26 protein-coding genes and 4 pseudogenes are annotated in these 23692 nt (G+C 38.9%); 21 read left to right on the top strand and 9 right to left on the bottom strand.

What is annotated here, in order from left to right:
* Window positions 1-38 precede the first annotated feature (38 nt).
* Window positions 39-428: pseudogene (locus tag WDV74_RS17455) on the top strand (transposase); the annotation flags it as partial.
* Between the two features lie 270 nt (window positions 429-698).
* On the opposite strand, the pseudogene WDV74_RS17450 reads toward WDV74_RS17455, so the two are convergent.
* Window positions 699-1308 (bottom strand): annotated as a pseudogene (locus tag WDV74_RS17450) (ISAs1 family transposase); the annotation flags it as partial.
* A gap of 108 nt (window positions 1309-1416) precedes the next feature.
* Here WDV74_RS17450 and WDV74_RS17445 point away from each other — a divergent pair.
* From WDV74_RS17445 to WDV74_RS17435, 3 genes and pseudogenes are all read left to right on the top strand, one after another.
* A pseudogene (locus WDV74_RS17445) lies at window positions 1417-2562 on the top strand (transposase); the annotation flags it as partial.
* Window positions 2563-2694: 132 nt separating this feature from the next.
* Window positions 2695-3438, top strand: coding sequence for a carbon-nitrogen hydrolase family protein (locus WDV74_RS17440; protein WP_338885663.1), 744 nt, complete (start codon window positions 2695-2697; stop codon window positions 3436-3438).
* A gap of 136 nt (window positions 3439-3574) precedes the next feature.
* Window positions 3575-3763 (top strand): annotated as a pseudogene (locus tag WDV74_RS17435) (aldo/keto reductase); the annotation flags it as partial.
* Window positions 3764-4077: 314 nt separating this feature from the next.
* Here WDV74_RS17435 and WDV74_RS17430 read toward each other — a convergent pair.
* Window positions 4078-4242 (bottom strand): hypothetical protein, encoded by a 165-nt coding sequence (locus WDV74_RS17430; RefSeq protein ID WP_338885662.1) that lies wholly within the window; start codon window positions 4240-4242, stop codon window positions 4078-4080.
* A 248-nt stretch (window positions 4243-4490) separates the two neighbouring features.
* Between WDV74_RS17430 and WDV74_RS17425 the strand changes: the two genes are divergently transcribed.
* Window positions 4491-4877, top strand: a complete 387-nt coding sequence (locus tag WDV74_RS17425) for a cupin domain-containing protein (protein ID WP_338885661.1) — start codon at window positions 4491-4493, stop codon at window positions 4875-4877.
* Here the strand turns inward: WDV74_RS17425 and WDV74_RS17420 are convergent, their stop codons facing one another.
* On the bottom strand, window positions 4878-5567 hold the full coding sequence (locus WDV74_RS17420) for a LuxR C-terminal-related transcriptional regulator (protein ID WP_338885660.1): 690 nt from the start codon (window positions 5565-5567) through the stop codon (window positions 4878-4880).
* A gap of 1754 nt (window positions 5568-7321) precedes the next feature.
* Here WDV74_RS17420 and WDV74_RS17415 point away from each other — a divergent pair.
* The gene (locus WDV74_RS17415) at window positions 7322-8488 is read left to right on the top strand and encodes an FAD-dependent monooxygenase (RefSeq protein ID WP_338885659.1); all 1167 of its coding nucleotides are present in this window, start codon (window positions 7322-7324) and stop codon (window positions 8486-8488) included.
* Window positions 8489-8727: 239 nt separating this feature from the next.
* Here the strand turns inward: WDV74_RS17415 and WDV74_RS17410 are convergent, their stop codons facing one another.
* A complete protein-coding gene (locus WDV74_RS17410; protein WP_338885658.1) occupies window positions 8728-9696 on the bottom strand; it encodes a methyltransferase in 969 nt (322 codons plus the stop codon).
* A gap of 491 nt (window positions 9697-10187) precedes the next feature.
* Here WDV74_RS17410 and WDV74_RS17405 point away from each other — a divergent pair, with 491 nt between their 5' ends.
* A complete protein-coding gene (locus tag WDV74_RS17405) occupies window positions 10188-10439 on the top strand; it encodes a YdgH/BhsA/McbA-like domain containing protein (protein ID WP_338885657.1) in 252 nt (83 codons plus the stop codon).
* Between the two features lie 1201 nt (window positions 10440-11640).
* On the opposite strand, the gene WDV74_RS17400 is transcribed toward WDV74_RS17405, so the two are convergent.
* The 3 genes from WDV74_RS17400 to WDV74_RS17390 all read right to left on the bottom strand — a co-directional run bounded on the left by WDV74_RS17400 (window position 11641) and on the right by WDV74_RS17390 (window position 13172).
* A complete protein-coding gene (locus tag WDV74_RS17400; protein WP_338885656.1) occupies window positions 11641-12030 on the bottom strand; it encodes a type II toxin-antitoxin system VapC family toxin in 390 nt (129 codons plus the stop codon).
* Window positions 12030-12293 (bottom strand): AbrB/MazE/SpoVT family DNA-binding domain-containing protein, encoded by a 264-nt coding sequence (locus WDV74_RS17395; RefSeq protein ID WP_338885655.1) that lies wholly within the window; start codon window positions 12291-12293, stop codon window positions 12030-12032. Before WDV74_RS17395 ends, WDV74_RS17400 begins: the two co-directional genes overlap by 1 nt.
* A gap of 156 nt (window positions 12294-12449) precedes the next feature.
* Window positions 12450-13172: a hypothetical protein gene (locus WDV74_RS17390; RefSeq protein WP_338885654.1), complete on the bottom strand. Its 723-nt coding sequence runs from the start codon at window positions 13170-13172 to the stop codon at window positions 12450-12452.
* 331 nt (window positions 13173-13503) lie between these two features.
* Here WDV74_RS17390 and WDV74_RS17385 point away from each other — a divergent pair, with 331 nt between their 5' ends.
* On the top strand, window positions 13504-13830 hold the full coding sequence (locus WDV74_RS17385) for a hypothetical protein (protein ID WP_338885653.1): 327 nt from the start codon (window positions 13504-13506) through the stop codon (window positions 13828-13830).
* 323 nt (window positions 13831-14153) lie between these two features.
* Window positions 14154-14855, top strand: a complete 702-nt coding sequence (locus WDV74_RS17380) for an RES family NAD+ phosphorylase (protein ID WP_338885652.1) — start codon at window positions 14154-14156, stop codon at window positions 14853-14855.
* Window positions 14856-14880: 25 nt separating this feature from the next.
* Here WDV74_RS17380 and WDV74_RS17375 read toward each other — a convergent pair whose 3' ends face one another.
* The gene (locus WDV74_RS17375; RefSeq protein WP_338885651.1) at window positions 14881-15510 is read right to left on the bottom strand and encodes a DNA-binding protein; all 630 of its coding nucleotides are present in this window, start codon (window positions 15508-15510) and stop codon (window positions 14881-14883) included.
* A gap of 381 nt (window positions 15511-15891) precedes the next feature.
* Between WDV74_RS17375 and WDV74_RS17370 the strand changes: the two genes are divergently transcribed.
* The 9 genes from WDV74_RS17370 (at window position 15892) to WDV74_RS17330 (ending at window position 19543) form a co-directional block, all read left to right on the top strand.
* Window positions 15892-16221 (top strand): hypothetical protein, encoded by a 330-nt coding sequence (locus tag WDV74_RS17370; RefSeq protein WP_338885650.1) that lies wholly within the window; start codon window positions 15892-15894, stop codon window positions 16219-16221.
* A 55-nt stretch (window positions 16222-16276) separates the two neighbouring features.
* Window positions 16277-16441 (top strand): hypothetical protein, encoded by a 165-nt coding sequence (locus WDV74_RS17365; RefSeq protein WP_338885649.1) that lies wholly within the window; start codon window positions 16277-16279, stop codon window positions 16439-16441.
* A gap of 170 nt (window positions 16442-16611) precedes the next feature.
* Window positions 16612-16806, top strand: coding sequence for a hypothetical protein (locus WDV74_RS17360; protein WP_338885648.1), 195 nt, complete (start codon window positions 16612-16614; stop codon window positions 16804-16806).
* Between the two features lie 44 nt (window positions 16807-16850).
* Entirely contained in the window at window positions 16851-17054 is a 204-nt protein-coding gene (locus WDV74_RS17355; protein ID WP_338885646.1) for a hypothetical protein, read from the top strand.
* A 176-nt stretch (window positions 17055-17230) separates the two neighbouring features.
* The gene (locus WDV74_RS17350) at window positions 17231-17362 is read left to right on the top strand and encodes a hypothetical protein (RefSeq protein ID WP_338885645.1); all 132 of its coding nucleotides are present in this window, start codon (window positions 17231-17233) and stop codon (window positions 17360-17362) included.
* A 110-nt stretch (window positions 17363-17472) separates the two neighbouring features.
* Entirely contained in the window at window positions 17473-17865 is a 393-nt protein-coding gene (locus WDV74_RS17345) for a hypothetical protein (RefSeq protein WP_338885644.1), read from the top strand.
* 50 nt (window positions 17866-17915) lie between these two features.
* Entirely contained in the window at window positions 17916-18179 is a 264-nt protein-coding gene (locus WDV74_RS17340; protein ID WP_338885643.1) for a hypothetical protein, read from the top strand.
* On the top strand, window positions 18169-18408 hold the full coding sequence (locus WDV74_RS17335; RefSeq protein WP_338885642.1) for a hypothetical protein: 240 nt from the start codon (window positions 18169-18171) through the stop codon (window positions 18406-18408). Before WDV74_RS17340 ends, WDV74_RS17335 begins: the two co-directional genes overlap by 11 nt.
* 592 nt (window positions 18409-19000) lie before the next feature.
* Complete coding sequence (locus tag WDV74_RS17330) at window positions 19001-19543, top strand: hypothetical protein (protein WP_338885641.1); 543 nt, start codon at window positions 19001-19003, stop codon at window positions 19541-19543.
* Window positions 19544-19848: 305 nt separating this feature from the next.
* On the opposite strand, the gene WDV74_RS17325 is transcribed toward WDV74_RS17330, so the two are convergent.
* Window positions 19849-20529: a hypothetical protein gene (locus WDV74_RS17325; protein ID WP_338885640.1), complete on the bottom strand. Its 681-nt coding sequence runs from the start codon at window positions 20527-20529 to the stop codon at window positions 19849-19851.
* A gap of 375 nt (window positions 20530-20904) precedes the next feature.
* Here WDV74_RS17325 and WDV74_RS17320 point away from each other — a divergent pair, with 375 nt between their 5' ends.
* The 3 genes from WDV74_RS17320 to WDV74_RS17310 are packed head-to-tail and all read left to right on the top strand — an operon-like array spanning window position 20905 to window position 23692.
* Window positions 20905-21213, top strand: a complete 309-nt coding sequence (locus WDV74_RS17320; protein WP_338885639.1) for a hypothetical protein — start codon at window positions 20905-20907, stop codon at window positions 21211-21213.
* A gap of 2 nt (window positions 21214-21215) precedes the next feature.
* The gene (traF, locus tag WDV74_RS17315) at window positions 21216-22277 is read left to right on the top strand and encodes a conjugal transfer protein TraF (protein ID WP_338885638.1); all 1062 of its coding nucleotides are present in this window, start codon (window positions 21216-21218) and stop codon (window positions 22275-22277) included.
* Window positions 22268-23692, top strand: a complete 1425-nt coding sequence (locus tag WDV74_RS17310; protein ID WP_338885637.1) for a conjugal transfer protein TraH — start codon at window positions 22268-22270, stop codon at window positions 23690-23692. The genes traF and WDV74_RS17310 overlap by 10 nt, the downstream gene beginning before the upstream one ends.

Below are 23692 nucleotides of genomic sequence, written 5' to 3'. Positions count from 1 at the left end.
ATCCCCGTCCTTTAGGGCGGGGAGGATGTCAACACCATCTGCTCACGATCCCCGGCGTCGGTCCTCTTATTGCAGCCGCCTTCGTGAGTGACGTCAGTGCGCCCCAATTTGCCAATGGCCGGCAACTTTCTGCCTGGTGTGGCCTGGTTCCCCGACAACACAGTTCAGGTGGAAAAAACCGCCTGTCTTCCCTGAGCAAAAATGGAAACCGTCATCTCCGAACGTTAATTATCCACGGTGCTCGTGCCGTGATGCGCTTTGTCCAAAATCGTGATGATTGTCTGGGAGAATGGTTGAGAAAACTGATTGCCCGATGCGGGTTTATGAAAGCCACGATCGCTTTAGCCAACAAACTGACCCGGATTATCTGGTGTGTTCTGCGGGATGAAGTGGATTTTAATATGCAAAAAGCTTTTACTATTAATTAATTGAGCAACAAAAATAGACGCATTATCGAGTTTGCAAACACTGATGAGAAAACGGCTACCGTCCCTGTAATAGCCTGTTCTTATGCAAGGTAGTGATATACCGATGTAGTGAGAAGGAAGCAGGGTGCGGATGACATCATGGCGCGGATAATTTTTCCATTATGACGCCGGATATATGGTCGCAAACCGTATAACTTAGTGCTTGCACAACTGGGGCGTCCATATATGGTATAAGGATCTCGGATACCTCAAAAGCCTGCTAATATTATTCAGATTAGAAAATCCTGCTTGTAGTACTTGTTCCAGAAATTGCGTTTTCATCCAGGCTCGCATTCGTTTTTTTCTTATACTTAATTTGCTGCCTTCTTGTTTCAACATATTCAAGGCAATTCGCCTCAAGATCGCAATATTTTCTGCCGCATTTGCTCGATAAATCTGACAATCATCCTCATGAAATGTCGCATCCAATACCCAATGGAGATTGTTCTCAATACGCCAAATGCAGCGTGGAAAGGCGTTCTTCCGGTGAATAAGCGCCCCGCAATATTTTACCGTCAATGGCCACCAATTCGCCCTGGGTGAGTTCATGAACAGCACGCATCCAGTTGATAAAACAGAGGTTAAATTGTTCCGGGTTAATACGTGAAATAAGGCGGGCAAACGTATCATCAACAGGGACACCGTCTTTAAACATGCCTTGTTTCAGGAACCAATCATGATGCCCTTCGGTATATTCCTGAATATCACTCCAGCCTTCTGCACCCGCAATCACGGCGCACAGTGACGCAAACAGGATGTCAAATAAAGGATAGGTGACTTTCGCACTCTGGCGAGGGTCTTGGATCGCCGAAAAATGCAGGGTAAAGTTCTCAAGGCACATGGTATAGGTTTTCACTCTCAAAAGAGAGTATAAGATCACAGTGCTTTATTCGAAATAACCTATTTTATTTTTGGCGAAAAAATATTTGTGATCTTGCCTTGACTAAACCGGCTTCCTGAAAACCCAGCCGTAATATTTTCAGATGCGAGTGAAAAAACAGAATTGATCCTGAGTCCTCTGGGCACAATAGAAGAAACACCGTCACTGATTGCGCTGCGACAGCGCGTAGCTGATATGCTGCCCCGCGTGGACTTACCGGAACTCATACTTGAAATTGATGCCCGGACGCAATTTACCCGTGCTTTCATCCATGTATCAGAACAGAATTCCCGGGTTTCTGATCTGAATATCAGTTTGTGTGCCATGCTCATGGCTGAAGCCTGTAATACAGGGCCAGAACCCTTTATTCGCAATGATATTACCGCGCTGAAGCGTGACCGTTTGACTTGGGCGGACAGCCATTATATCAGGGATGAAACGATCCGTGATGCCAATGCCATTCTGGTTTCAGCACAGGCAGGTATTTCACTAGCAGGTCTTTGGGGAGGGGGTGAGGTTGCATCAGCAGATGGTATGCGATTCGTCGTTCCTGTACGAACAGTTCATGCTGGACCTAATCCAAAATACTTTGGTAAAGGACGTGGCGTGACCTGGTATAACCTGATATCTGATCAATATTCGGGGTTAAACGACATTGTTGTACCGGGAACGCTAAGAGACAGTCTGATCATTTTGGCTGTTGTACTGGAACAACAAACGGAAAAAATGCCTTCTCAAATCATGACCGACACGGGCGCCTACAGTGATATTATCTTCGGTCTCTTTCGTTTGTTGGGGTATCGGTTTTGCCCGCGCCTGGCAGATACAGGCGGCGTCAGATTCTGGCGCACAGATCCAAAAGCAGATTATGGTCCATTTAATTCTCTGTCCTCACATCGCCTGAATTTTGAGAAAAAAGTTGTCCCGCACTGGGATGACGTCTTACGATTGACTGCCTCACTCAAACTGGGACGTCTGAATGTTTTATCGATCATGAAAACCTTACAAACGGGCGATAGGCCAACCAGCTTGGCGCAGGCTATAGCGGAGATCGGTCGGGCAGACAAAACTATCCATATATTGACTTACCTCGATGATGAAAACAAACGACATAAGACATTACAGCAGCTTAATCGTGGTGAAGGACGACACGCTGTAGCTAGAAATGTATTTCATGGAAAACGTGGTGAGCTGAGGCAGGCCTATCGTGAAGGGTAGGAAGATCAATTGGGTTCGTTTTTACACAAGTTCTAAGACTTCATACATTATTGGCCAAGATATTTTCATGGATGGGGAAAGATTCAATCTAAGGTTGAAGTACATATACAATTTATTAAGGAACATATTATGCAAGGTGATTTCATAATAGCTGCAGCTCAGTTTGTCCCGGTGAGAGGGAATGTTGAAGAAAACATACGGATGCATCAACGACTGATATCTGCGGCAGTCTCCGAGAAAGTGAACGTAATTATTTTTCCAGAATTATCCCTAACTGGCTATGAACATGATTTGGCAAAGGGATTAGCGTTTATTGATGCAGATACTCGTTTAGAGCCATTTAGGATATTGGCCCGGGAACATAACATAACGATTATTGTTGGCGCACCAGTGAATGCTGGAGGGGAAAAACCTCAGATTGGGGTATTTATTATTAGTCCGAAAACACCCATTTTTCACTATAGCAAAATATATTTGCATCCAGGAGAAGAGAAATTCTTTGCACCTGGTTCTGATGTAAAAGTTTTTCAGTGCCATGGACAATCTTTAGGTTTGGCTATATGTGCGGATACAGGGAGTGCCGTTCATGCACATAACACTGCAACAATGGGAGCTTCTGTCTATTTAAGTTCCGTCTTGATTACTGAAGGCGGTTATTATAATGATACGGCCAAATTACAAAACTACGCAAAGAGTTATGGTATGGTGGTTGTAATGGCAAATTATAGCGGCCTTTCCGGAGGTTTGAATGCTATTGGTAAGAGTGCAATTTGGGATGAAGATGGAAAGCTTATTATTGAAGCACCCGAAGTTGGTTCATGTGTAGTCATTGCCAAACTAAGAGGTACTAATTCTAAAATTATTTATATCTAGGACTATAATTAGGATCTTAATAGTACAATAATTATAAATTTTTTCCGGATAGTTAATACCTGCTGAGGCAAGCACACAAAATATACCAAACAGAATAGGAAATCAGTGTATCTCCTGCGCCCCAAACTTCCGATAACTAATTCAGGAAGGGAACGTTCGTCACCTTGGCTTATCGGAGGTTTCCGCAGATACGTTACAAGTGCACCCCATTATCTCCGTATAGAGTGAATATGCTCTCTGGACTCGTGAACCTGAAGACAACATTCTTCCGGTTTGTTGTGAACTGGGGATGGATTTTGTATCTTATATCCCGTTGGGTCGCGGAACTCACTGATCAGAATAGTTTCGCCGAAATCTTCTTTCTAGCAAGAAGCCATACAAAAAAATCGACAATTACTCTATAAGCTCAAGGATCTTTTTTAGAAAAAACAACTCGGTTGAAATATATGTCTTCTTCTGAAAGCAAGTTGCGGATCTGATTTGATTTAGTCGCTCTTTCCTGAATAGCGTTTTCCCGTATTCGGTGCAATGGCTATGTGCTTGTTGCTCAACACTTTTTATGGACACACAATGAATATCTTTTTTTGTTACTGTCATACAAATCGCAGCAGTATCATTTTTCCACCGACAATAAAAAATTTAACGTATTGGATTGGCAGCGAATGAACCGTGTGCCCCAACTTTGTCAGTTCTTATGCCAATTAAGCAAGGCTGCTGGTTATTGAAGAAAATTGGAGAAGCCTGCCACCGCAGTGGCTTATCAATGAGTTCACCTGTGTATTCATTAACAGAATGAGTTTGCATTCAATGTTCCGCAATATTGACGCCAACTATGTAGGTGTTTTCTATTGTGCTTTATTTTCAATTTTCTGAGACGTTCTAATGAATGAGTTTTCCCTAGTGTAAGCAAAAATAGTTATTTTTTAAAAAAATAAGACAAGGTTATGATAATTGTAAAAATTTATTTTTTTGCAGATGTATTAATGTTAGATTTAAATATCTGGCCTAACAAAGAGTAAAAAGTACTCATATTAAAATATAAGGATGTAATTGTGATAGAGTTCGCTAGTTTTTCTACAGAAGATGCGATCAAAGATGATGCTGTTGGTATTTCAGTCAGACAGATTATAAAAAAAGAAGGACTAAACGCTTATGCTACGTTTATCAATGCAGGAAAGAGAGTTGGGTGTCATAATCATAGTATCGGGGATGAGTGGTATATAATACTTTCTGGTGAAGGGGAAATTTGTACAGGCGAAGTATTAGATAATGATGTTCATGACGTCCAAAAAAGGCGATTTTCCCAGGGAGATATTTTTTGTATTTATCCAAATACAGCACATCAACTTGTTGCTTATGAAGATGTAAAATTAATATTTTTATGTCCAGAGTCCCATCTATCCCATGATAGGACCTGTTTTTCAGATATATGTGAATAATTATTCTGCAAGCGTGATAGACTGTGATTCCCTGAAAAAATTTTCAGGGATATAGTTAGCTATGTTATTTTCATAACAATATTCAACCAAATCTTTTTTACACTTTACTCCTGTTTTTTGATACAATTTTTGTATATAGTTAGCGATTGTCCTGTTGGACAGAAATAATCTTTCAGATATTTCTTTAGTGGAAAACCCTTGCAGAATATAAAATACTATTTCCCATTCTCTTTTACTAAAAAACTCTGATGGAGGTGTAAAAACTAATGATGTTTGTACGTTTATTTTTTTTAGCTTTTCTAGTGTTATAGTATCTACCGGTCTTCCATGGAAAATAGTGCCTCTGCATGTCCCATTTTCATCAATTAATGGAAATTTATCGAAATACCATGGTTGAAGGTACGGGAGATTTTGAAAAGGATGGATCTCAATAGAGGTAACTCGATCTAATAATGTTTCAACTTTCCTATCGTGTTTCTGGAATTCATCCTGAAAATTTGCAGTTGATGCCGGAAGTTCACCATCAAAATGGCCTTCTACATCATATCCTTTAGGAAGGGAGAGTAAGTTATGATATTTTTTATTAGCATATATAAATTTTGAAGTGTGATCTTTCGCACCCCATGGATCATTACTAATTTCCCAAAATTTTATTAGTGGCCTAATCAAATTTTCTACTGAACAATTCATACGCTACCTTCTGAAAATCATCCTGATTAATTATTCTTTCTCATATTTATCATTTTAAATATGGAATAATATTACTCTAACTTCATGGTTTAGCATTTTCAGATTAACGGATTAAGTAAAAATATTCAACAATAAAATCAATTAGAGGTGACAGATTAAATATGTGGATTTTTTATCTGAATGTGGGTGAAAATTTTGATAACTGACAATCCTTTTACTGGAGAAAGAGGAGTATTTGAAAAGAAAATATTCTCTAAAATGATCTGAGAACGGTTTTCAGTGGTTTTAGAAATAGGTCTAAAAAGCTATGTCTTCCATTATACCGATCCTACGGAGAACAAATACACGTATCCGAAAAATAAATACTATCCACAGAGAATACGTTCCAATAAAGGAATGCTTTTCTGCGAGTAGTCATCTGTACAGTAAAGCTTGATATCAGAGAAATCTCTTAAATACAAAATGTTATTGAGTGTTTCCTGACTCCGATCCCCCATTTGGGATTTGTTCTTTCATGTCAGGTTCACAGGCTTGATAGGTATCCTAAGAAAGTAGAATTTCCGGGCATTGCTCTACAGGATTTTAAAATGATATTACTGCACATACCCTTAATCTATAGCTATCGAGAGCGATTGCTATAAATGTATAACCGGTTGGCTTAAGATCAAATTTAATACCAAGAGTTTTCCATTCCTAGTAAATCAACTCTACATTGTTACGGGAAACATTAAACTGACATAATTCAAACCCGCTGGGGGTTAGGATCAATACCGGCTTTAGACTGGATGCATAAAATAAAGTCTGAACTGAGAGAGAAAACAGAAAATTACTCATAGATTTCTAGAAACTCATATTTTAATATTTTTCTATAAAACTCAGTGCGTAGTGGAACATTATCGACATAGATAATTGGCTATTTGGTTTAAACATGCCACTTCCTTATATCAGGTTTGTATTGTACAAATCATATGCTAACCCATCTTGAAAAGTGATGTTTTATATTGGCTTGACAGGCGTGTGAGGAACACGTATGGGAATCAGGCAGGTGGTTTACGATGATGTCATGTTACTGGACGAACGGAAGTCAGTTAAAGTTATTGTTCAGTGACAAAATATTTTTCATTATTAAGTAGTTATGCTAATTGTTCCTCTGTAATACGCCCCTCATTAAACATTTCCATTAAACGGGATCGTGCATCATTACTGGAAACAATACTACACGTACATTTATCAAATTAAGCCATTGAGATATTTTCTAAAATAGCATTTAAAATCATGTCTATATTCGGCTTAACATTCTGTTTTCGTAATCTGGTTCTTAACTCAGCAATGCGTGAATGAGGTTTTTGTGCAATTCTGAATTGTACAACTTTCTGCTTTTGCATCATGACAAAAAACTATAAAAAATATCTTGAAAAAGTATAACCGTTTATTAAGTAATTGGAAGGATAGTATGCTTCTATCTGGCTATATTTCCAACGAAATATCATATGATTGCACTCAATGTATTATAACTTGGTAAGCCGCTATCAAAATTAATAAAAATAATTGATACAAATTACTTTGCGAATAGCTTTAGGCTTATATTGAAAGGAATGTTGACGTTTTGGGTGTTTCATTTTTTATTCTTATATCTATTTGATATTAATAAAAATGAAAAACTTGTGAGATGCTCTGAATCATTGAACCACTACATCAATCCTGATAAATTTACTGTTTATATTTATTAAAGTATTTAAGAGGGGCTATTCATTATGATGTATTGTTCAGAAAAAAAAATCGTCATTGTCGGTGCCGGAATTGGTGGTGTCACTCTTGCCGCTCAGCTTTCTTCATTGGGGATAGACTGTGACATTTATGAACAGCAAAAATCACTCTCTAAAGCTGGATTTGGTTTAAATATTCAACCTACAGCTGTCTCAACCTTGTATCGTTTAGGGCTTTCTGATCAATTGAATTCTATTGGGATCCAAACAAGAGCTCATCGCTACGTGGATCATTTGGGAAATCTTCTTTTTGAAGAAGCAAGAGGTATAGAAGCCGGGTTTGATACCCCTCAAATATCAATATCCCGTGCCGAGTTACTTAAGCTGATATTTTCTATAGTGAAGGATAAACAGGCCTTCCATTTTGGTTCTGCGTTTTCTGATGATCCTTTTAATAAAGAGGAATGGGCAAACAAACTTATTGTGGGGGCTGATGGTATTCACTCGACAGTGCGTAGGGCATTATTCCCTGATACGACAGAATTAAATTCTGGCAACATAATGCTATGGAGAGGAATGACCATCATGCCGCGGTTGCTGGATGGCCGAACCTTGATTATTGCGAATGGTGAAAACGGAGTTCGTCTCGTTGCTTATCCTATGTCAAAATCACATGATTTATGCGCAGAGAGCTTTGTCAATTGGGTCATTCTTGTTCCTAAGTCATATGAGACACTGCCTGATACAGCAATCAATCGTTTTCAGGCAACAGGCTTCTTGCTTGATCTTCTTAAAGAATGGCATCTTGACTGGTTAGATATACGGACATTAATCACTATGAGTAAAACAATTATGCGAACCGAGATGGTAGATAAGCAACCATTAGAAAAATGGAGCCTCGGTCAGTGTGTTCTGTTAGGTGATGCTGCGCATCCGATGTTTCCTGTGGGAGCCAATGGTGCAACCCAATCTATTATTGATGCAGAGACTCTTGCTTATGCTTTATATGAATATCCTGATTTTGAGTCTGCAATAGCGGCATATGAACATATTCGTATACCTGCTGTTTCTAAGATTGTGATGGCAAATCGTAAAATGAATGAGAGGGATCTGATGCTCAAAAACCTTAACTCCCAAGAGCGTAGTCAAGAAATTGCTATTACGACAACTAATTACGAAACTGAAACGATTAAGGATATTTTCGGAACGAATTAAGACTCAGGAATAATGATCCATAGACCAGTCAGCGGGAACGCACTGTGGTCAGGGGATGACCGTTGAACAATGTTGCATAAAAGAGCTGGAGATGGAAAAAGCTATTTTAAAGCCAGAATCTGTTGATGCTTATCATTTGAAATCGGGATACAATAAGACATTAATTTCATGCAGGTAGCGTAGTGAAGCTCCCTGCATGGATATCAATGATTACTTACAGTAATTACTTCAATATAAATTTATTTTTTCATTTCAATAATGTAGTTACTACCATTTTCTGTGGAAAAATTCAAGTTATAGATATTTGTAATAGATAATCCAGCCTGTTTTGCCACAAACTCGAATTCTGATTGATATCGTTTCCGGCCTAACAGAAGGGTATCCATATATAAATCAAATGACGTTACATCATCCGGTTTTTTAATCATATCGATAACATATAAAACGGAATCCTTCCGCATTGCTTTATGGCAATTTTTTAGAATATCAATGGCTTGATTATCTGGCCAATCATCCAAAACATTTTTTACGCAATAAACATCATATCCCGATGGAATGTCAGAAAAGAAATTGCCATTAATGAAAGTAACTCCTTCTGATTCTTGCCTGGTAAAATCATATTGATCCATGACGTGGCATTGAATATGTGGATAATGCATTTTTATATTTTTTGCAAGAGAACCTACCCCGCCTCCGATATCAATAAATGAAGATATTCCATCTATAGGAATATGTTTCATAATATATTTATTTATCGCGTCGGTTTTTTTTGCCATTAAATTATCAAAAATAGTTTTGATATTTTTATTGTTTTCATGATTGAGGTAATCAAAAAATGGTTCATTATGTGTAAGTTCAAAAGCAGACTTATCATTCATTTTACTTAATGATGAACTGTATTGCGACCAGGCTTTCCAGAAGGCAGGATCTAATTCGAACCTTATATATAATGTTTCAAAGCTGTTTGGATCACTGAGTGATGCCCATTGTTCAGTAAGGTAGAATTTATCATCTTTTTTTGTTAACACATTGAGTGTTTGCATATAATCCAATAACCTATGGAATCTATCTTGATAAACATCACATAGTTGAGCAATTTGCTCTACTGTTTTTCCATCCTGGGTACTTAAATATAATGGTGCTTTACTGTCTACAAAAGCAAATAGTGCATTAGATTTACGATAGGCAGTGACCATTTCCAATGACATTATTATTCCCCTTATTTAAATTTTAAATAAATAGATTGATTTGCCTAAGCTATTTCGATGGGTATTTATTTTCTCAGTTTGTGATCGTTTCTAAATATTTATCATTATATTGAATATTTTGCTGAGTACTGTCCATCATATTTTATGAAGATGGTGAATTCAACTCCAAAGCGCAATACTGGTTCATATTTCTTAACTTGTACACTGGCTGGCGTGTAAATACCACAAACAAATTAAACTACTTATGTTGTGTGGGTCAGGCAGCAGCTGAATGGCAAGGAGATTCTGTTCGGTATCAACAGCAAAGGAAACCTGTGTTGCGTAGAATTGACACGCAGGGGTTAAAGCTCTATTAAAATCAATATCCTTATATTTATACCTATTGACCTAAAGTTAACTTGAGGTCTTATAGTACGTATCTGATTTTTCTGTCAATTGGCAAAATACAGTGCTGCTTTTTCATAAATTGAAGACTAACATAGGATTACGATATGAAAAGTTCAAAATATATTGCCATTTTATTAGCATTAAGTACTATTTCATTTGGTTCATCGGCCGCGATTGAGGTTAAATCCGCTCTCGAAGAGAAAATTGGTGTGGTTTCCGTAACTGGAGCTGAAACTCTGGATGCACTTGCTGATAAATTATCTAAAAAAGCTGATGAAGCCGGAGCAAAATATTTCCGTATTATTTCTGTTTTTGGTCAGAATCATTTAAATGGAGTTGCGGAAATATATAGGTAATTCATTACATTACATGAAAGTGGATGCACAATTTATATTCATTCATGTTTTCAATTTTGCTGTAAATCCTCGCCCAATGCGAGGGTGTCGTAAAAGCTCATGTTATCCATTAAGATCGGCGCTCTTCCTTTAGGCGCCGATCTTAATGGATAACATGAGCTTTTACGACACCCTCTGAAGGACGGGGTTTTACGGCGCACTTGATAAATCATTTTTGGGTGGGTAAATACTCGGGAAATGCGACAGCCGCCAACTGATTGGCTGAACCATACTGAAAAAAAGACGTGTTTAAATCAGTGAGAAATCTGAAACTCAGAATATATGTACTGACTTAAACTGTACTAGTGTGATTACCGAGGGAGACTGATGGACTAATTACCGAGGGACTTTGTCGTTTCAGTATCAGTATACCTGCTCCCGTGTTCATTGCTCAACTGCAGAGCGTCATAATAAAATAGCAAACGAGGTTCTGGCTTTCTCAACTCGTAGAGTACTTGTATTCATCTTTTCCCGCAGCCAAACGTGTCTCACACCATTCGGACTGGGGGTTATTTGATATTTTTCTTGCATCTGAGCCGAGACTTGTACCTGACCCAGATGGGGATTTTCTAATGAAAAAGCAATCACCTGTTCCTCTATTTCCCTTGTGGTCCGATTTTTATGATGTAATGCGGGAGTAGGAGTAAAAGTGCGTTTGAGGCCTTCCGATCCTTTTTCTTCGAGTAACTTACGATAGTGGTAGAGCGTGTCACGGAGCAACCACTCTGCCGAGCGGCTTTAGCCAGCTTATCCGCTAATGCTAGCGCATCTAGTTTTTTTGGATTTCCAAGTCATGCAGCGAGGGTTTCGTGGGTTCAATCACTTCAGAGATCTGTAATTGTCGGTCTGCAAAATAGGCCGTAAAGCAACCATCATAGTGTTTTCGTATCTCGATTTTCTGTAATGCTGATTTTTCCTTGAGCCACCTAGGCAATCACATCCACGGTGAGTTGGGCTTTAGCATCCATCATAATCATCCTTCGCGTCCCCTGAATACGTACACCGAAATCTTCAGAAGATCACAGATTAAATAGATCCGTCAATTTCCCTTGGTCATTATGTTAAAGTGACAAAATCGCTTGGTAGTTAAAGTACGACAAAGTCCCTTGGTGTTCACAAAATCAATGAATTTTTCCATTTTAAAAGTGAGATCGTGATCCCACTATTTCATCCAATTCTTGGTATTTAACCCAATCACCATTTCGAACGCTGCATCACTAGTGACTATGGTTAAGCCTCGGCTCAGCGCATGTGCTGCAATTAATTGATCCATTGTTCTCATGATCCTGCCTGCTTTCTCCATGCTAGCACGTAACACTCCATAATTTTTTGCGGCATTTTGATCCCAGTCATAAGCAGTAATAGAATCAATAAATGTATTTACTACATATTCAAGAGAACTATTTTTGCGTTTGGCTACCCCATAACGTAATTCGGCCTCAGTGATACTGGATATACAAATTTCTGATGGCGGTATAGTTTTCAATTTGGCGACCACAGTTGGATGTTGGCGAAAGATGTAACTAACCGTGTTAGTATCCAACATGTACATTAAAAGTCGCCCTCGAATGGATCGCGTTCAGTCACGTTCTGATTTCGTTCATTTATATTCAGGAAATCATCAGGTACGGTTACTGAGCTGAGAGTATTTAAAAAACTGTCCCAATTGTCTGTAGACAACTTATTTTTGGAAAGAATGACATCACCATTTTCGCTTTTTCGAATGTACACACGATCAGTATCAAATTCGAAGGCGACAGGTAGTCTAACAGCTTGGTTTTTGCCATTTTTGAAGATTTTTGCTATTCGTTCCATAACTACCCCAGAATAAAACAAATGTATATATTCAAAGAATATGCCATAAAATGGCATATGTCAAAAGCATATGTTTATGTTTTTTGATAATCTCAGGGGTTACGCATGGAAACGAGAAAACCCGTCGTTGTGGCGGGTTTTTGGGTTCTGTGCAAGCTATTGATCATTGACGGCAGCTTGGGTTGAAACTACATCATCACTAAGTTCTGCTGCGTCATGAACAGTTATATCCGTGCTTGGTACATTGTTGTATTTACGGTCTTTGTATTCGCTAACAAGCCGTGTCATGGTATTGTTGTGTCTAATGATTGTGTTAAAAATAACTTTCATTCGTTTGATAGCGTTAGATTCAGCTTCAACAATTTCGGACACGGGCACTAGGCTATAATGACGGCAAAGGTCAAGATTTTTAATGATGCTATCAAGGACTAATATTAGCTCACACATCATTTGCCCCAAATAGGTACGGTTCTCTATGTTCGAAACAAATGGGTTTGAGTAAGTGAGGGGCAAAAGACTATCTTTACCCGTTTTCTCTAACCGTTCCTTTCTAACAGCTTCAATGATATTACTGATGTGCGTATCTGTGTTACGCAACTCAGTTTCAGCAATGCCAATGACAGATTCCAAAGAGCGACTGATTGCAATCGTGCGGGATTTCATGTGTTCTTCGGGAATGATTAAGTATTTTTCAATGTTTTTTGTGAGTGTAAATGCTTCGCGGCTGGCTTTAAACAGCCGTCTTGTGCAAAGGCTTATCACTTTTTCGGTGTCAACATGCAAAGCAAAAGATACCGATGCGTATGACTTTTGTTGTGGCTTTCTGTTTCCTGCTTTTGCGTTATTGCCTTTTGTAGCGGTATGTTTTGTATCTGCCATGTTCCTTTCCTCAAAGACTTAAACGTTGATTCCATATCATACATTTTCAGAAATTTAATGTTGTTTAGCGAGTTAAAAAAACTAACCCAAAAAATAGCGTTGATTTTTCGTTTTGAAAGATACAGAATGAATCCGCTTTTAAAGCGTTTGAATGACGCTATCACCTAGCCATGTTTTACATGGTTCAGCTTGTGAGTGGTTCTGAAGAATCATTCGCAATCCTTATGGGTTATCGCAATCCTACAAGGGAATTCACAAGTAGTCCTAGATTTCAATCTAGCGACAATTCCAAAAAGTGTCTTTTTAATCCATCGTTCACGAGGACATAAATATGTTAATCGTCATAGCCCTTGCTGTGGGTTTTTACCTGCACGCAAACTATAACATGAAGTACGTTTGTATGTACGTATTGGGTTTGGTCATGCTACCGGTTATCAGTTCAATCAACCTAGGTAACTTACTACCCCATGAAATAATGCTGATTTTAGCCGCTTTATTTACTTTATTAGTCATTAACTGGCTCATAAAGGATACTGGACGTAATCAGCGCAGAAGCAGAATTGACGCAGAGTCGACAATCCTGTTCCCTTCACAAAATGAAATGTCATCAAATCAAAATGATGATATTAGCAGCATCAAAATGACGGTGGATTGTTAGGATAGGGTAGTTCAAAGGTCAAATAACTTTTTGGCTCCTCCTCCAAACGAAAACCGTGAAAAAAACCATCTGTGGTGTGCTAAAAGATTTTGGTGTTGCTCATTACTTGCATAATCCAAACAACAAAAGATCTTTTTAAAGACGGGGTTACTGGTCTATCACACCTGTTCATGGATTAGACACGCCAGAACTCTATGAAAAATGAAAGTGATCTTCTCAAAGAAGATTTATTGCTTCAACAAACTAATGTAATAGATTTATTTTATTATGTTTTTAATTCAAATAGGTGAGATTATGTGTGAATTGTCATTTAGAGGTATACCGTGGTAACAAAAAACAATGGAGATTTTATCTATGAGCAATTAACACAGTTAGAAATGCAGGGATCTGTTCCTTATATCATTCGTGAGGCAAACACCCCACAAATGCGCTGGCAATGGGAAGAATACCCATCAGGTGTGCATTATGCATCACCGATGGATCCAGACCTATTGGGCCGTTACAACGACCCAACTGGCAAAAAAGGGATCTGCTATACTGCAGACTATGCCGCTACGGCAATAGCTGAATCGTTGGGAAGAGTCTACCAACGTGACCAAGAGGCATTTACTCTTGGTTTGAGTGATTTACAAAAAGCTCAGATGTATACACTAGAAACTACACGCGAAACGAAAACCATCGATATGCCTCGGCTACAGGGAATCCTCCATTTCACGTCAGACCAGACAATGGGGAAAGACCAAAGTATTACGCAGGCTGTTGCAGATTGGGTAGCTAACACACCTGGATTACCTTATGACGGTATTTCATATCGTTCAAGGCATTATGAAGTAGGGATGTGTACTGCATATTTGGAACGCGAAGGGAAATCAGGCCCCTTAGCTGATGTAACGCATAGTTCAGTTGATTCATATGTAGATTCAGATGCGGAAAATTTTCCACAAAACTGGTCTGAAGAAAACATCACTGGATTTGAAATTGTAGTGGAAACATTGCGGTTTAACGTGAGTGCAGACGACTCATAAAGCAAAGGCCCCAAAAGGGCCTTTTTTAGCGAGGAATTTGATGGCCAAACAGAGCAGCTTGTTTGCGTATCTCCGTCATGTGTTTGCCAGAAGTTCCATATTTTTTCAGTGCGTCAATAACGTTTAATTTCTCTTCATCATCGAAAAAATACATGCTTGTTAGAAACGATGTTTTGGTTATAGAACTAAAATTCCCGAGTAAAACTAAAACTTCTTCCAGACCATCCACTACACGGTTTTCGTCGAATTGGAATAAGGGAAATTTATGTTCACCACCTGTTTTCACTGCCAGAAGCTTATTTGCTTTCAGTCGATTATTAATGGTCTGTCTTTTTACTCCAAGAATCTCTGCGGCCTTACTGGCACGACATGTTCCCCCTAAATTTTTCAAGCGTTCTGAAAATTTGATCGCACTTTCGTTGAGATGAGAAATTCTGCGTTGTTCGCGCGGTGACATCTCAGATGTACGATCTAGTTGAGTTTCAAAAAATAGCTTAGCCAGCTCGTTATCTGTCATATTACGCGCACTGGTTAGTTGTTTCTTCTCTGCTATTTTTGCGATTAATTCAACTGATAAATTTACTAAACGGTTAAAAACCGTCATCTGCTCAGCAGATAGCGTTTCCTGTAGCTCTTTTTGAATTTTGATGTTCATACACACCTCCATTTGACATTTAATCTACACAATTTAATGTAAAGTGTCAAATCAATAGAGTGGTAACTACATACTTTTTAAGTCAATGTATGACTACCTACCAATTCGTGACTGGTTAGCGAGTTAAAAAACTAACCCAAAAAATAGTGTTGATTTTTCGTTTTGAAAAATACAGAATGAATCCGATTTTAAAGCGTTTGAATGACGCTATCACCTAGCCATGTTTTACATGGTTCAGCTTGTGAGTGGTTCTGAAGAATCATTCGCAATCCTTACGGATTATCACAATCCTACAAGGGAATCCACAAACAGTCCTAGATTTCAATCTAGCGACAATGCCAAAAAGTATCTTTTTAATCCATCGTTCACGAGGACATAAATATGTTAATCGTCATAGCCCTTGCTGTGGGTTTTTACCTGCACGCAAACTATAACATGAAGTACGTTTGTATGTACGTATTGGGTTTGGTAATGCTACCGATGATCAGTTCAATCAACCTAGCTAACTTACTATCCCCTGAAATAATGCTGATTTTAGCCGCTTTATTTACTTTATTAGTCATTAACTGGCTAAAAAAGGATACCGGACGTAATCAGCGCAGAAGCAGGATTGACGCAGAGCCGACCATCCTGTTCCCTTCACAAAATGAAATGTCATCAAATCAAAATGATGATGATATTAGCAGCATCAAAATGACGGTGGATTGTTAGGATAGGGTAGTTCAAAGGTCAAATAACTTTTTGGCTCCTCCTCCAAACGAAAACCGTGAAAAAAACCATCTGTGGTGTGCTAAAAGATTTTGGTGTTGCTCATTACTTGCATAATCCAAACAACAAAAGATCTTTTTATGTTCGTGTCGATGATACGATTGTTTGGGGTCTTGGTTTGGCAGACGTAAAGCAAGCTCTAGCGTACAAAAAGGTGACATGATCGTTCTTCAAAAAAAGAAAGAGAGTGTTGTTGAGTATGCAAGAGTAATGATGAGAACGGTCATCAAATCGGCAGTGAAAGACTTTCAGTCCCCAAAAGGCGGGATTACTGGTCTATCACACCTGTTCAGCGTCAAGCGGAACAGCACGGATTAGACACGCCCGAACTTAATGAAAGATAAAAGTACCATTGATTATCTGAATACGGCAGGGGGTGAAGGTATGGCAAACAACCATGCTATCCCACTCGAAAGCACACAATACGAAATGGAAAAGGCTTTTAACCCATCATCTACACCCGTTGTAATCAATCAGGTTGAAGATGATGGTGTCGTTGTTTTCGTGATGGGGTCAAAAAACGCATAGACAAGTTAGTTGCCCGATGCGCTAAAAATCTGACGTTTGAAACCATGCTGGATGAAGTGGCCCATAATTTTGGGTTTAATCCCGCAGAAGTTGATTACGCTAAAACTCAACTGTTAGCCAAGAGACAGGAAGTTTTTCAGTCAAAGCTAACTGAAGGTATCAGAAGTGCCAGTTTCGATGAGGTTAGCGACTTTGTTAACACCATGTCTGAACCTGAAAAATCAAAATACCTTTCTCAATTCGAATAAGTCAAAACGGACTTGCAGAACTGCCGGGATTTATTCGGGAATGTAAAAAACAAAATGACATGCAACCTCTGGTCACTGAGTTAGCGAACATTCGTTTTGCTCCACTTTCTGACTATATCCGTAGCATGATCCCCCAACCCGTTGCGTAGTTTACTGCGTAATTAAGGAAGTAAACTATGTATAAAATATGTGATTTAGTTCAAGGAACTGACGAGTGGTTGGCATGGCGAAAAAGTGGTGTTACAGCCACTTGTACCCCGATACTCAATCCCGATGTGCTGAATCATTTAAATAAAACACCTTATTAACTCTATTGCAGTTACAAAAGTATCATCTTTACTTTATTACTAATTTCGTATCATAAACCCAAAGCAGCCTGAATTTATTCAGGCTCTTTTTTTAAAAAATAGGTAACAATATGAACGAACAAAGAAATTCTGCGAGTTTAGCGTTAGTAGCTAGTTCACTGGCCCAGAAACTGAACACAAAAGTGATTTTCACACAAACTCAAGCATACTGCGGTATAAGTGAGAGTGGTAAATACACGATTGCATTGCCATACACCGATGATCCAGCATTAGCCAATGTTCTACTGGGCTATTTGCTGCATGAAGCGGGTCACGCAAAATACACTCACTTTGATGTGATTAGATGTACTGGAAATGCTTATATCGATTTTCTGGAAAATATCTGTGAAGATATTTGGTTAGAACACAAGTTAGAAAGGACATACGCAGGCGCTAAATTATATTTAGACGCTGTAAGAACCATGTATTTTCTGAGGCAGAAACGTTTGATATTCAAGCTGTAAGCGATTTGGTTTCACTGTTTATACAAACCACATTGTATAGCGGTCGTAAAATGCACAATGACCTGAAGCTCGATATTACTCCCACAACCGATCAGTTCAAAAAACACTTTTCAGAAGAGGTACTTGATGAATTGCAAAGAATGCTGGAAACGGTAATACATTCTCTTACCACTACCGACAATGTTGAATTGGCAAAACGTATATACGCGTTGATGGTTTCAGCATTAAAGAACCAAACCAAAGATGATGAATCTGGTGGTTATGACAAGCCTGATTTCTCAACAGAAGAAAAAAATAATTTTTGTGATAACTGATGGTGAGCCTGATAATGAAAGTGTCGCAAAAGTAGCCTACGATACTGCGAAATCTCAAGGTATTGAAGTTATTACGATCATTTTCAAACATCCATCAATATTACAACAAGTTATAGAATATAAAGCTACAATATATTCATCTAACAATATAATTATTACGGACTTCACACAAATTGAAGAAACCATAATCAATTATTGCGAGAAGTATATAAATAATGCTTTAGATTAAATAGGTAAAAAAAGCGTTGGTTTGCGGCGCAGTATTGAATCGCCTGTTGTCCGTGGTGAGGCCGCATTCCGTACGTAAACAGGAGAAATCTACCGCTATCCGGGCGTCAACGCCGGAAAACAGCGGTTAATTGTCTACATGTGTTGACAATTACATTAATTCAGTCTACATTTGTGGACAAATTGGTAATTTGTCAACTCACCGTGTTTTTCGCGGCTGTTCTTTTAAAATTTGAGATCTAACAGCCTGTGGAGGGAATAGCCTATCGGAAAGGTTCATTATCACTCAGATAAGGACGTAAACGGAGCAATTCTTTATGGTCTGGCGAATGGTTGGCGGTGGGTGCAAAAGGGGAATGGTCATACAGTCGGCTATTTGTACTGTACGACGAAGGCAACGGGAACGCATGAAAAGCTAACTTGTTTTATTGCGATTTTCGGTTCCCCTAAAAACCCGACAAATCACGCCAAGAAGATACGTCAAGCTGTGAACGGTCATTCTTGTTAATGGTGGTAGATAAAGTCGCCTTCTTTAGAAGGCGACTTTAATCGAAAACTGGCTGGTAATAATCTCAATAAAAAAGGTAATTAAAATGAAAGAGTATGACTTTGCATTAATCGCAACCAGCAAGAACGATGTCGATGCAGAAGTTATCTGTCAGATTGCGAATGATCTCTTTGAGGCCGGTGCTGAAGATTGCACTATCTCATCACGCGGTAATGCTTTAATAATCGAATTTGACCGTGAGAGTAAATCCTATAAAGATGCCGTGATTTCTGCCATCAAGCAGGTTCAATCTATTGATGTACTTACCGTTAAAAGTGTCGATGCGGGACAATATGTCGGTCTTTCTGATGCGGCTGAACTCTCAGAATTGACTCGTTCTGCATTATCAAAATTTAGCAAAGGAGATCGAGGTGATGGCAATTTCCCCACTCCGTATCTCAGAGTTGCTAGTAAAACTCCATTATATGATTGGAGTGAAATTGCCAGTTGGTTATGCTCGAAAGGTTTAATTGAACCTGAACTCGTGGAAAATGCCCAATTTACCTCAGCCATTAACACCGCTCTCAAGTTGAGAAATGGTGAATTGGAAGAAGTATCTACATTAGTCTCTGAGTTGGCTAGCGCATAATCCATTCTGAATAATAACTCTATAGGTTTTATAGATCTCAATTACCCACCGTAAGGTGGTTTAATGAGATGCCCCCACCCTGTGACAGACGCTATTGACGTTCTGTCGAAAATAGGAATAAGGGGGAATAAACCAGGGGTTACGCACGAAAACGAGTAAAATGAGCTAAGTGATTGAAAGTGAATTTTCGGCATAGATAATAAAACTGATATTATCGAAAAATAAAGACACTCTCGCTAAAAAATAACATTTATTTAGAGTAAAAAATGTTATGCGTAATCACTGGGGAATACCCCCCCCCTTCATCATGCAGCGTCTTGTGTACCATAAAGACGAGCGAGTCTTTTAAGCTCTTCCATAATTGTTGTATCCGGGTTTTCTTTAAGTAATTCGGCTACAGTAAAGCATCTGCCTTTAGGGTAGACACCATCTAAGACGGTATTTCTTGTACTCATGAAAAATGAATACTGCATTCTATCGCTAAAGTCTTTCAAAAGTGGCAAAAGTTCCTCTATACCTTTCAGTATTCCATCGTTTGAGATTTCTGGATCTTGAACAAACTGAAAAACTGGATAATAGAACTCACCATCAATCTTTAAAGCAAGCATTTTATGGTTATCTTTTCTTGTCTTAACGGTAACTTTAGATTTGCCAAGTTCTTTTGCCGCTTCAGCAGAAGTATAAAGCCCACCATGCTCTTTAGTTTTCTCAAGAAAAAGCGCTTTACTGCGTAAACGACGTAATTGCTTATTTTTTTCTGGTGTATCAGCATTTATTGTACATTTTTTGACATAACTCATTGCCATTTCTAATAAAAACATGGGATCAGTTTTACCCATGATATCTGTTTTTATAGGAGTTACACCGGTTCTCACCGTAGTTGCTAAATCTGTAACAATGTTTTCTAGGCGTTCAGCGGCTAAATTTGTATAGCTATGGGCAGCCTTTGTGGTTTTTTTATTCTGTTTTTCATGAACAGTATTCATACTCACCTCATCTTAAAGGATAAACACCTAACGATTTTATTAAATTAATACTGCATTAAATCGTTAAGTAGTGCAACTTTCCATCAGATCAGATTGACATCCTCATCGCCTTGAAGGACGAGGATTCCTACCGTGTTCAGACCGTAGTCTGACTCACCTCGGCGGATCCCTGCTTCGACGGGTGGCCTGCCTGCACCCTCCCTCCACAGGCAAGTACTTTGCAAATCATCACGTTACCCTTGAACCGCTCACGCTTAAGCGAACGGTATTACTCCTACACAGGGGCTTTTTTTTGGGGCTTAAATTCTCGATTAACTGAAAAAAACACATATTTTAAAAAGGTACTATGCGGAACGTCTACGTGGATGAAAAAAGATGAAAACATATATCTGTAAAGATTTACACAAATCCAGCCCTTTCGATGTATTGATGCCTTTTTGCTCTGATATGGAAGTTTCAGCCTATATAGGCTTTAACCTGCTTGTTATGACCTATGGGCGAACAATGACGCTGGAACAAGTCTGTTACGAACTGAAATACACGGAACGTTATGTAAAAAAAGCACTATACACCAAGGATCACAAGCTCGGTGAAAGTTTGAGATCCGCACGGGTACACGATAACAAGAACAAACTATTTTTAACGGAAAAAATATGTAACACCATATACAGCGAGAAAAATTAAAAATGAAAAAAGCAAAACCAACTTTCATTGTGCTGTTCATCGCAAGTTTACTCACGCTGCCTTACTCCGCGACATACGCCAAAAACAGCCAAGATACAGAAGGTAGCGCGAGTGAAAAAGGCGATAAGGTAACAGGCGGTGGCATTAAAGACATTGAGAAAAAAAGCGAAGGTTGGTTTTTTTACAACGAAAAGGTAGAAACGGAGAAGAAAAAGCCTGAGCCTACACCAAAGCCAATGTCAGAGCCTACACCAAAAACTGAGCCTATACAAAAGCCTGCACCTACACCAAAACCTGAATCTCAAAAAGGATCGGTGCAATGGTATAGGGAGAACATACAGAAAATCCGTGATGAGGCAATAGACAATCCAACGCCAACGAACGTTAGGCGATACTACTACACCCAAAGGATTATGTTAGACAAAGCAAACAAATATGCTGATACCGCAAGAATAGTAACCAGCACAGACCCTATTATTGACGAAAACAATAGGCGTTCCACTTCTTCGTTTGCTGCAATGGAACAAACCCGCATAGCAGAAGAAAACAAAACACAATTGTTGAAAAAGGTAGCCCAAAAATCGGGGATATTCTTTTTCTTTAAGGGTAATGGTTGTTCATTGTGCGAGAAGCAAATCACCGTATTAAAAGCCATTCAAACCGAAACCGGGATCCCAATCATTCCCGTGTCCATCGACGGAAGCCAGCTACGAACAAATGCTTTTGGAAACTCGCGGGTTGATAGCGGGCAAGCCAAAAAGCTGGGGATCGCAAATGTTCCTGCCCTTGCTTTAGCCGTACCACCAAAAGAGATAAAGATACTTTCGTTCAGCGCGATAAGCGGTAATACCCTGAGAGACAGGATAATACTCATAGCAAAAGAGGCGGGTGTCTTATCAGAACAAGAGTATTCAAGTACCAGACCTTTCAATGACAATGGCTACATAGACAGCAAAATCCTTGAAGAAATGCCTGATTACGTATTAAACGATCCGGAACAGTTTGTGGAGTATATTCGCAATGCAGTTGAGAAAGACAACAAGAGAGCAGACAAATGGAAATAAAAAAAACATTTTTAAGTGTCATGACTTGTGCGGTATTGGCAACAACACCATCAATTAGCCACGCAGATGATATTAACACGCAGTTAAATAACATGTTTGGCTCTATGTCTAATTCAACAAGCGGTGGCTCTTACGAAAGCGTTACCCGACAAGGCTATATCGGTGGCGGGTTTGTCGTTAGAAATCAGTTAAGAACAATATCACCCATCAACATAACCCCGCCCAAAGTATCAGGTGGTTGTGCTGGCATAGATTTTTTTGCGGGATCATTCAGTTTTATCAATGCTGATGAGTTCGTGCAGCTATTAAGGAGCATTGCCGCCAACTCCGTAGGGCTTGCGTTTCAACTTGCAATAAACGCGATGGATTCCGTTTTAGGGGGGGAAATATCAAAATTACAGGCGTTAATTCAAAAGCTCAATGAATATAGCGCAAACTCCTGTCAATTATCGAAAGGGTTATTGGTCGATATGGCGAGTGCGTTTGGTGAGGATGCAAAATCCTCTGTCGCGTCTTCGCTCTCATCTGAAGGTCTTTTAGACTCCTTTGAAGCCCTTAACGCTGACAAGATAGCGAAACCGCCAGTGGTCGAAACAGCAGAAAAATCAGGCAGGATCAATCCTTGTTCACACTATGGAAACTTGATGTGGTGTGCTTTAAATCAAGGTGGGTTTAATAATAATTTCATGGGTTCTGATGTTGAACAAAAAGAATTAGTTATGAGCATGACAGGGATGGTGATAGTCGCAAAACCAACAAAAAACGCGAATAATGAAATGCCGTTTGATTCCACAAAAATAGCCCCGATCCCAATGGCTGAAATCTATGAGATGGTGATGAAAGGCACGGTGAACGGAGAAAAAATGGAGATATACGGATGCGGAAAAGATACCGATACTTGTGCTAACCCGTCAAACAAAAAATTAAAGATAGATGGACTAGAAGAAATATTTTTAAAGATTTTTCAAGAAGGAAAGTTTTTACAAGCCTACATTAGTGGTGAAAAAGCCGCTAACGCACTATTGCAAAAAGCCCATATGTTTAATGTGAACGGTGCAGTCACCAATGGTTACGCTTTAATTGAAGGGCAAGATACCACAAGAGCAATGCACTACTACACCTCTATTGCTCCTATCATTTCCTATGAAGCGGCCTATATGTATTTAAACTCCATGTTGTCTGTTGCTGAGTCAAATTTAGGAAAAATAATCCCCAACAATGACAATCCCCTTTTTAAATATTCCAAACTTCAATCTGAACTCATTCAGCAAGCAAAAAGAGACTTAAACCAGGTACATAATAATTATGTCATAAAACACGGTGGCTTGGTTAAGGTGCAAGAAATCTTCAATACCTACATGACGGGGACAAGCCCATTACAAATGCCTACAAACGTCAATGCCGCGAAAAACTAA

Source organism: Xenorhabdus sp. TH1 (assembly GCF_037260955.1).
GTDB lineage: Bacteria > Pseudomonadota > Gammaproteobacteria > Enterobacterales > Enterobacteriaceae > Xenorhabdus > Xenorhabdus griffiniae.
The sequence above is the reverse complement of the archived record's forward strand: the minus strand, read 5'-3'. Positions and strand labels throughout refer to the sequence as shown.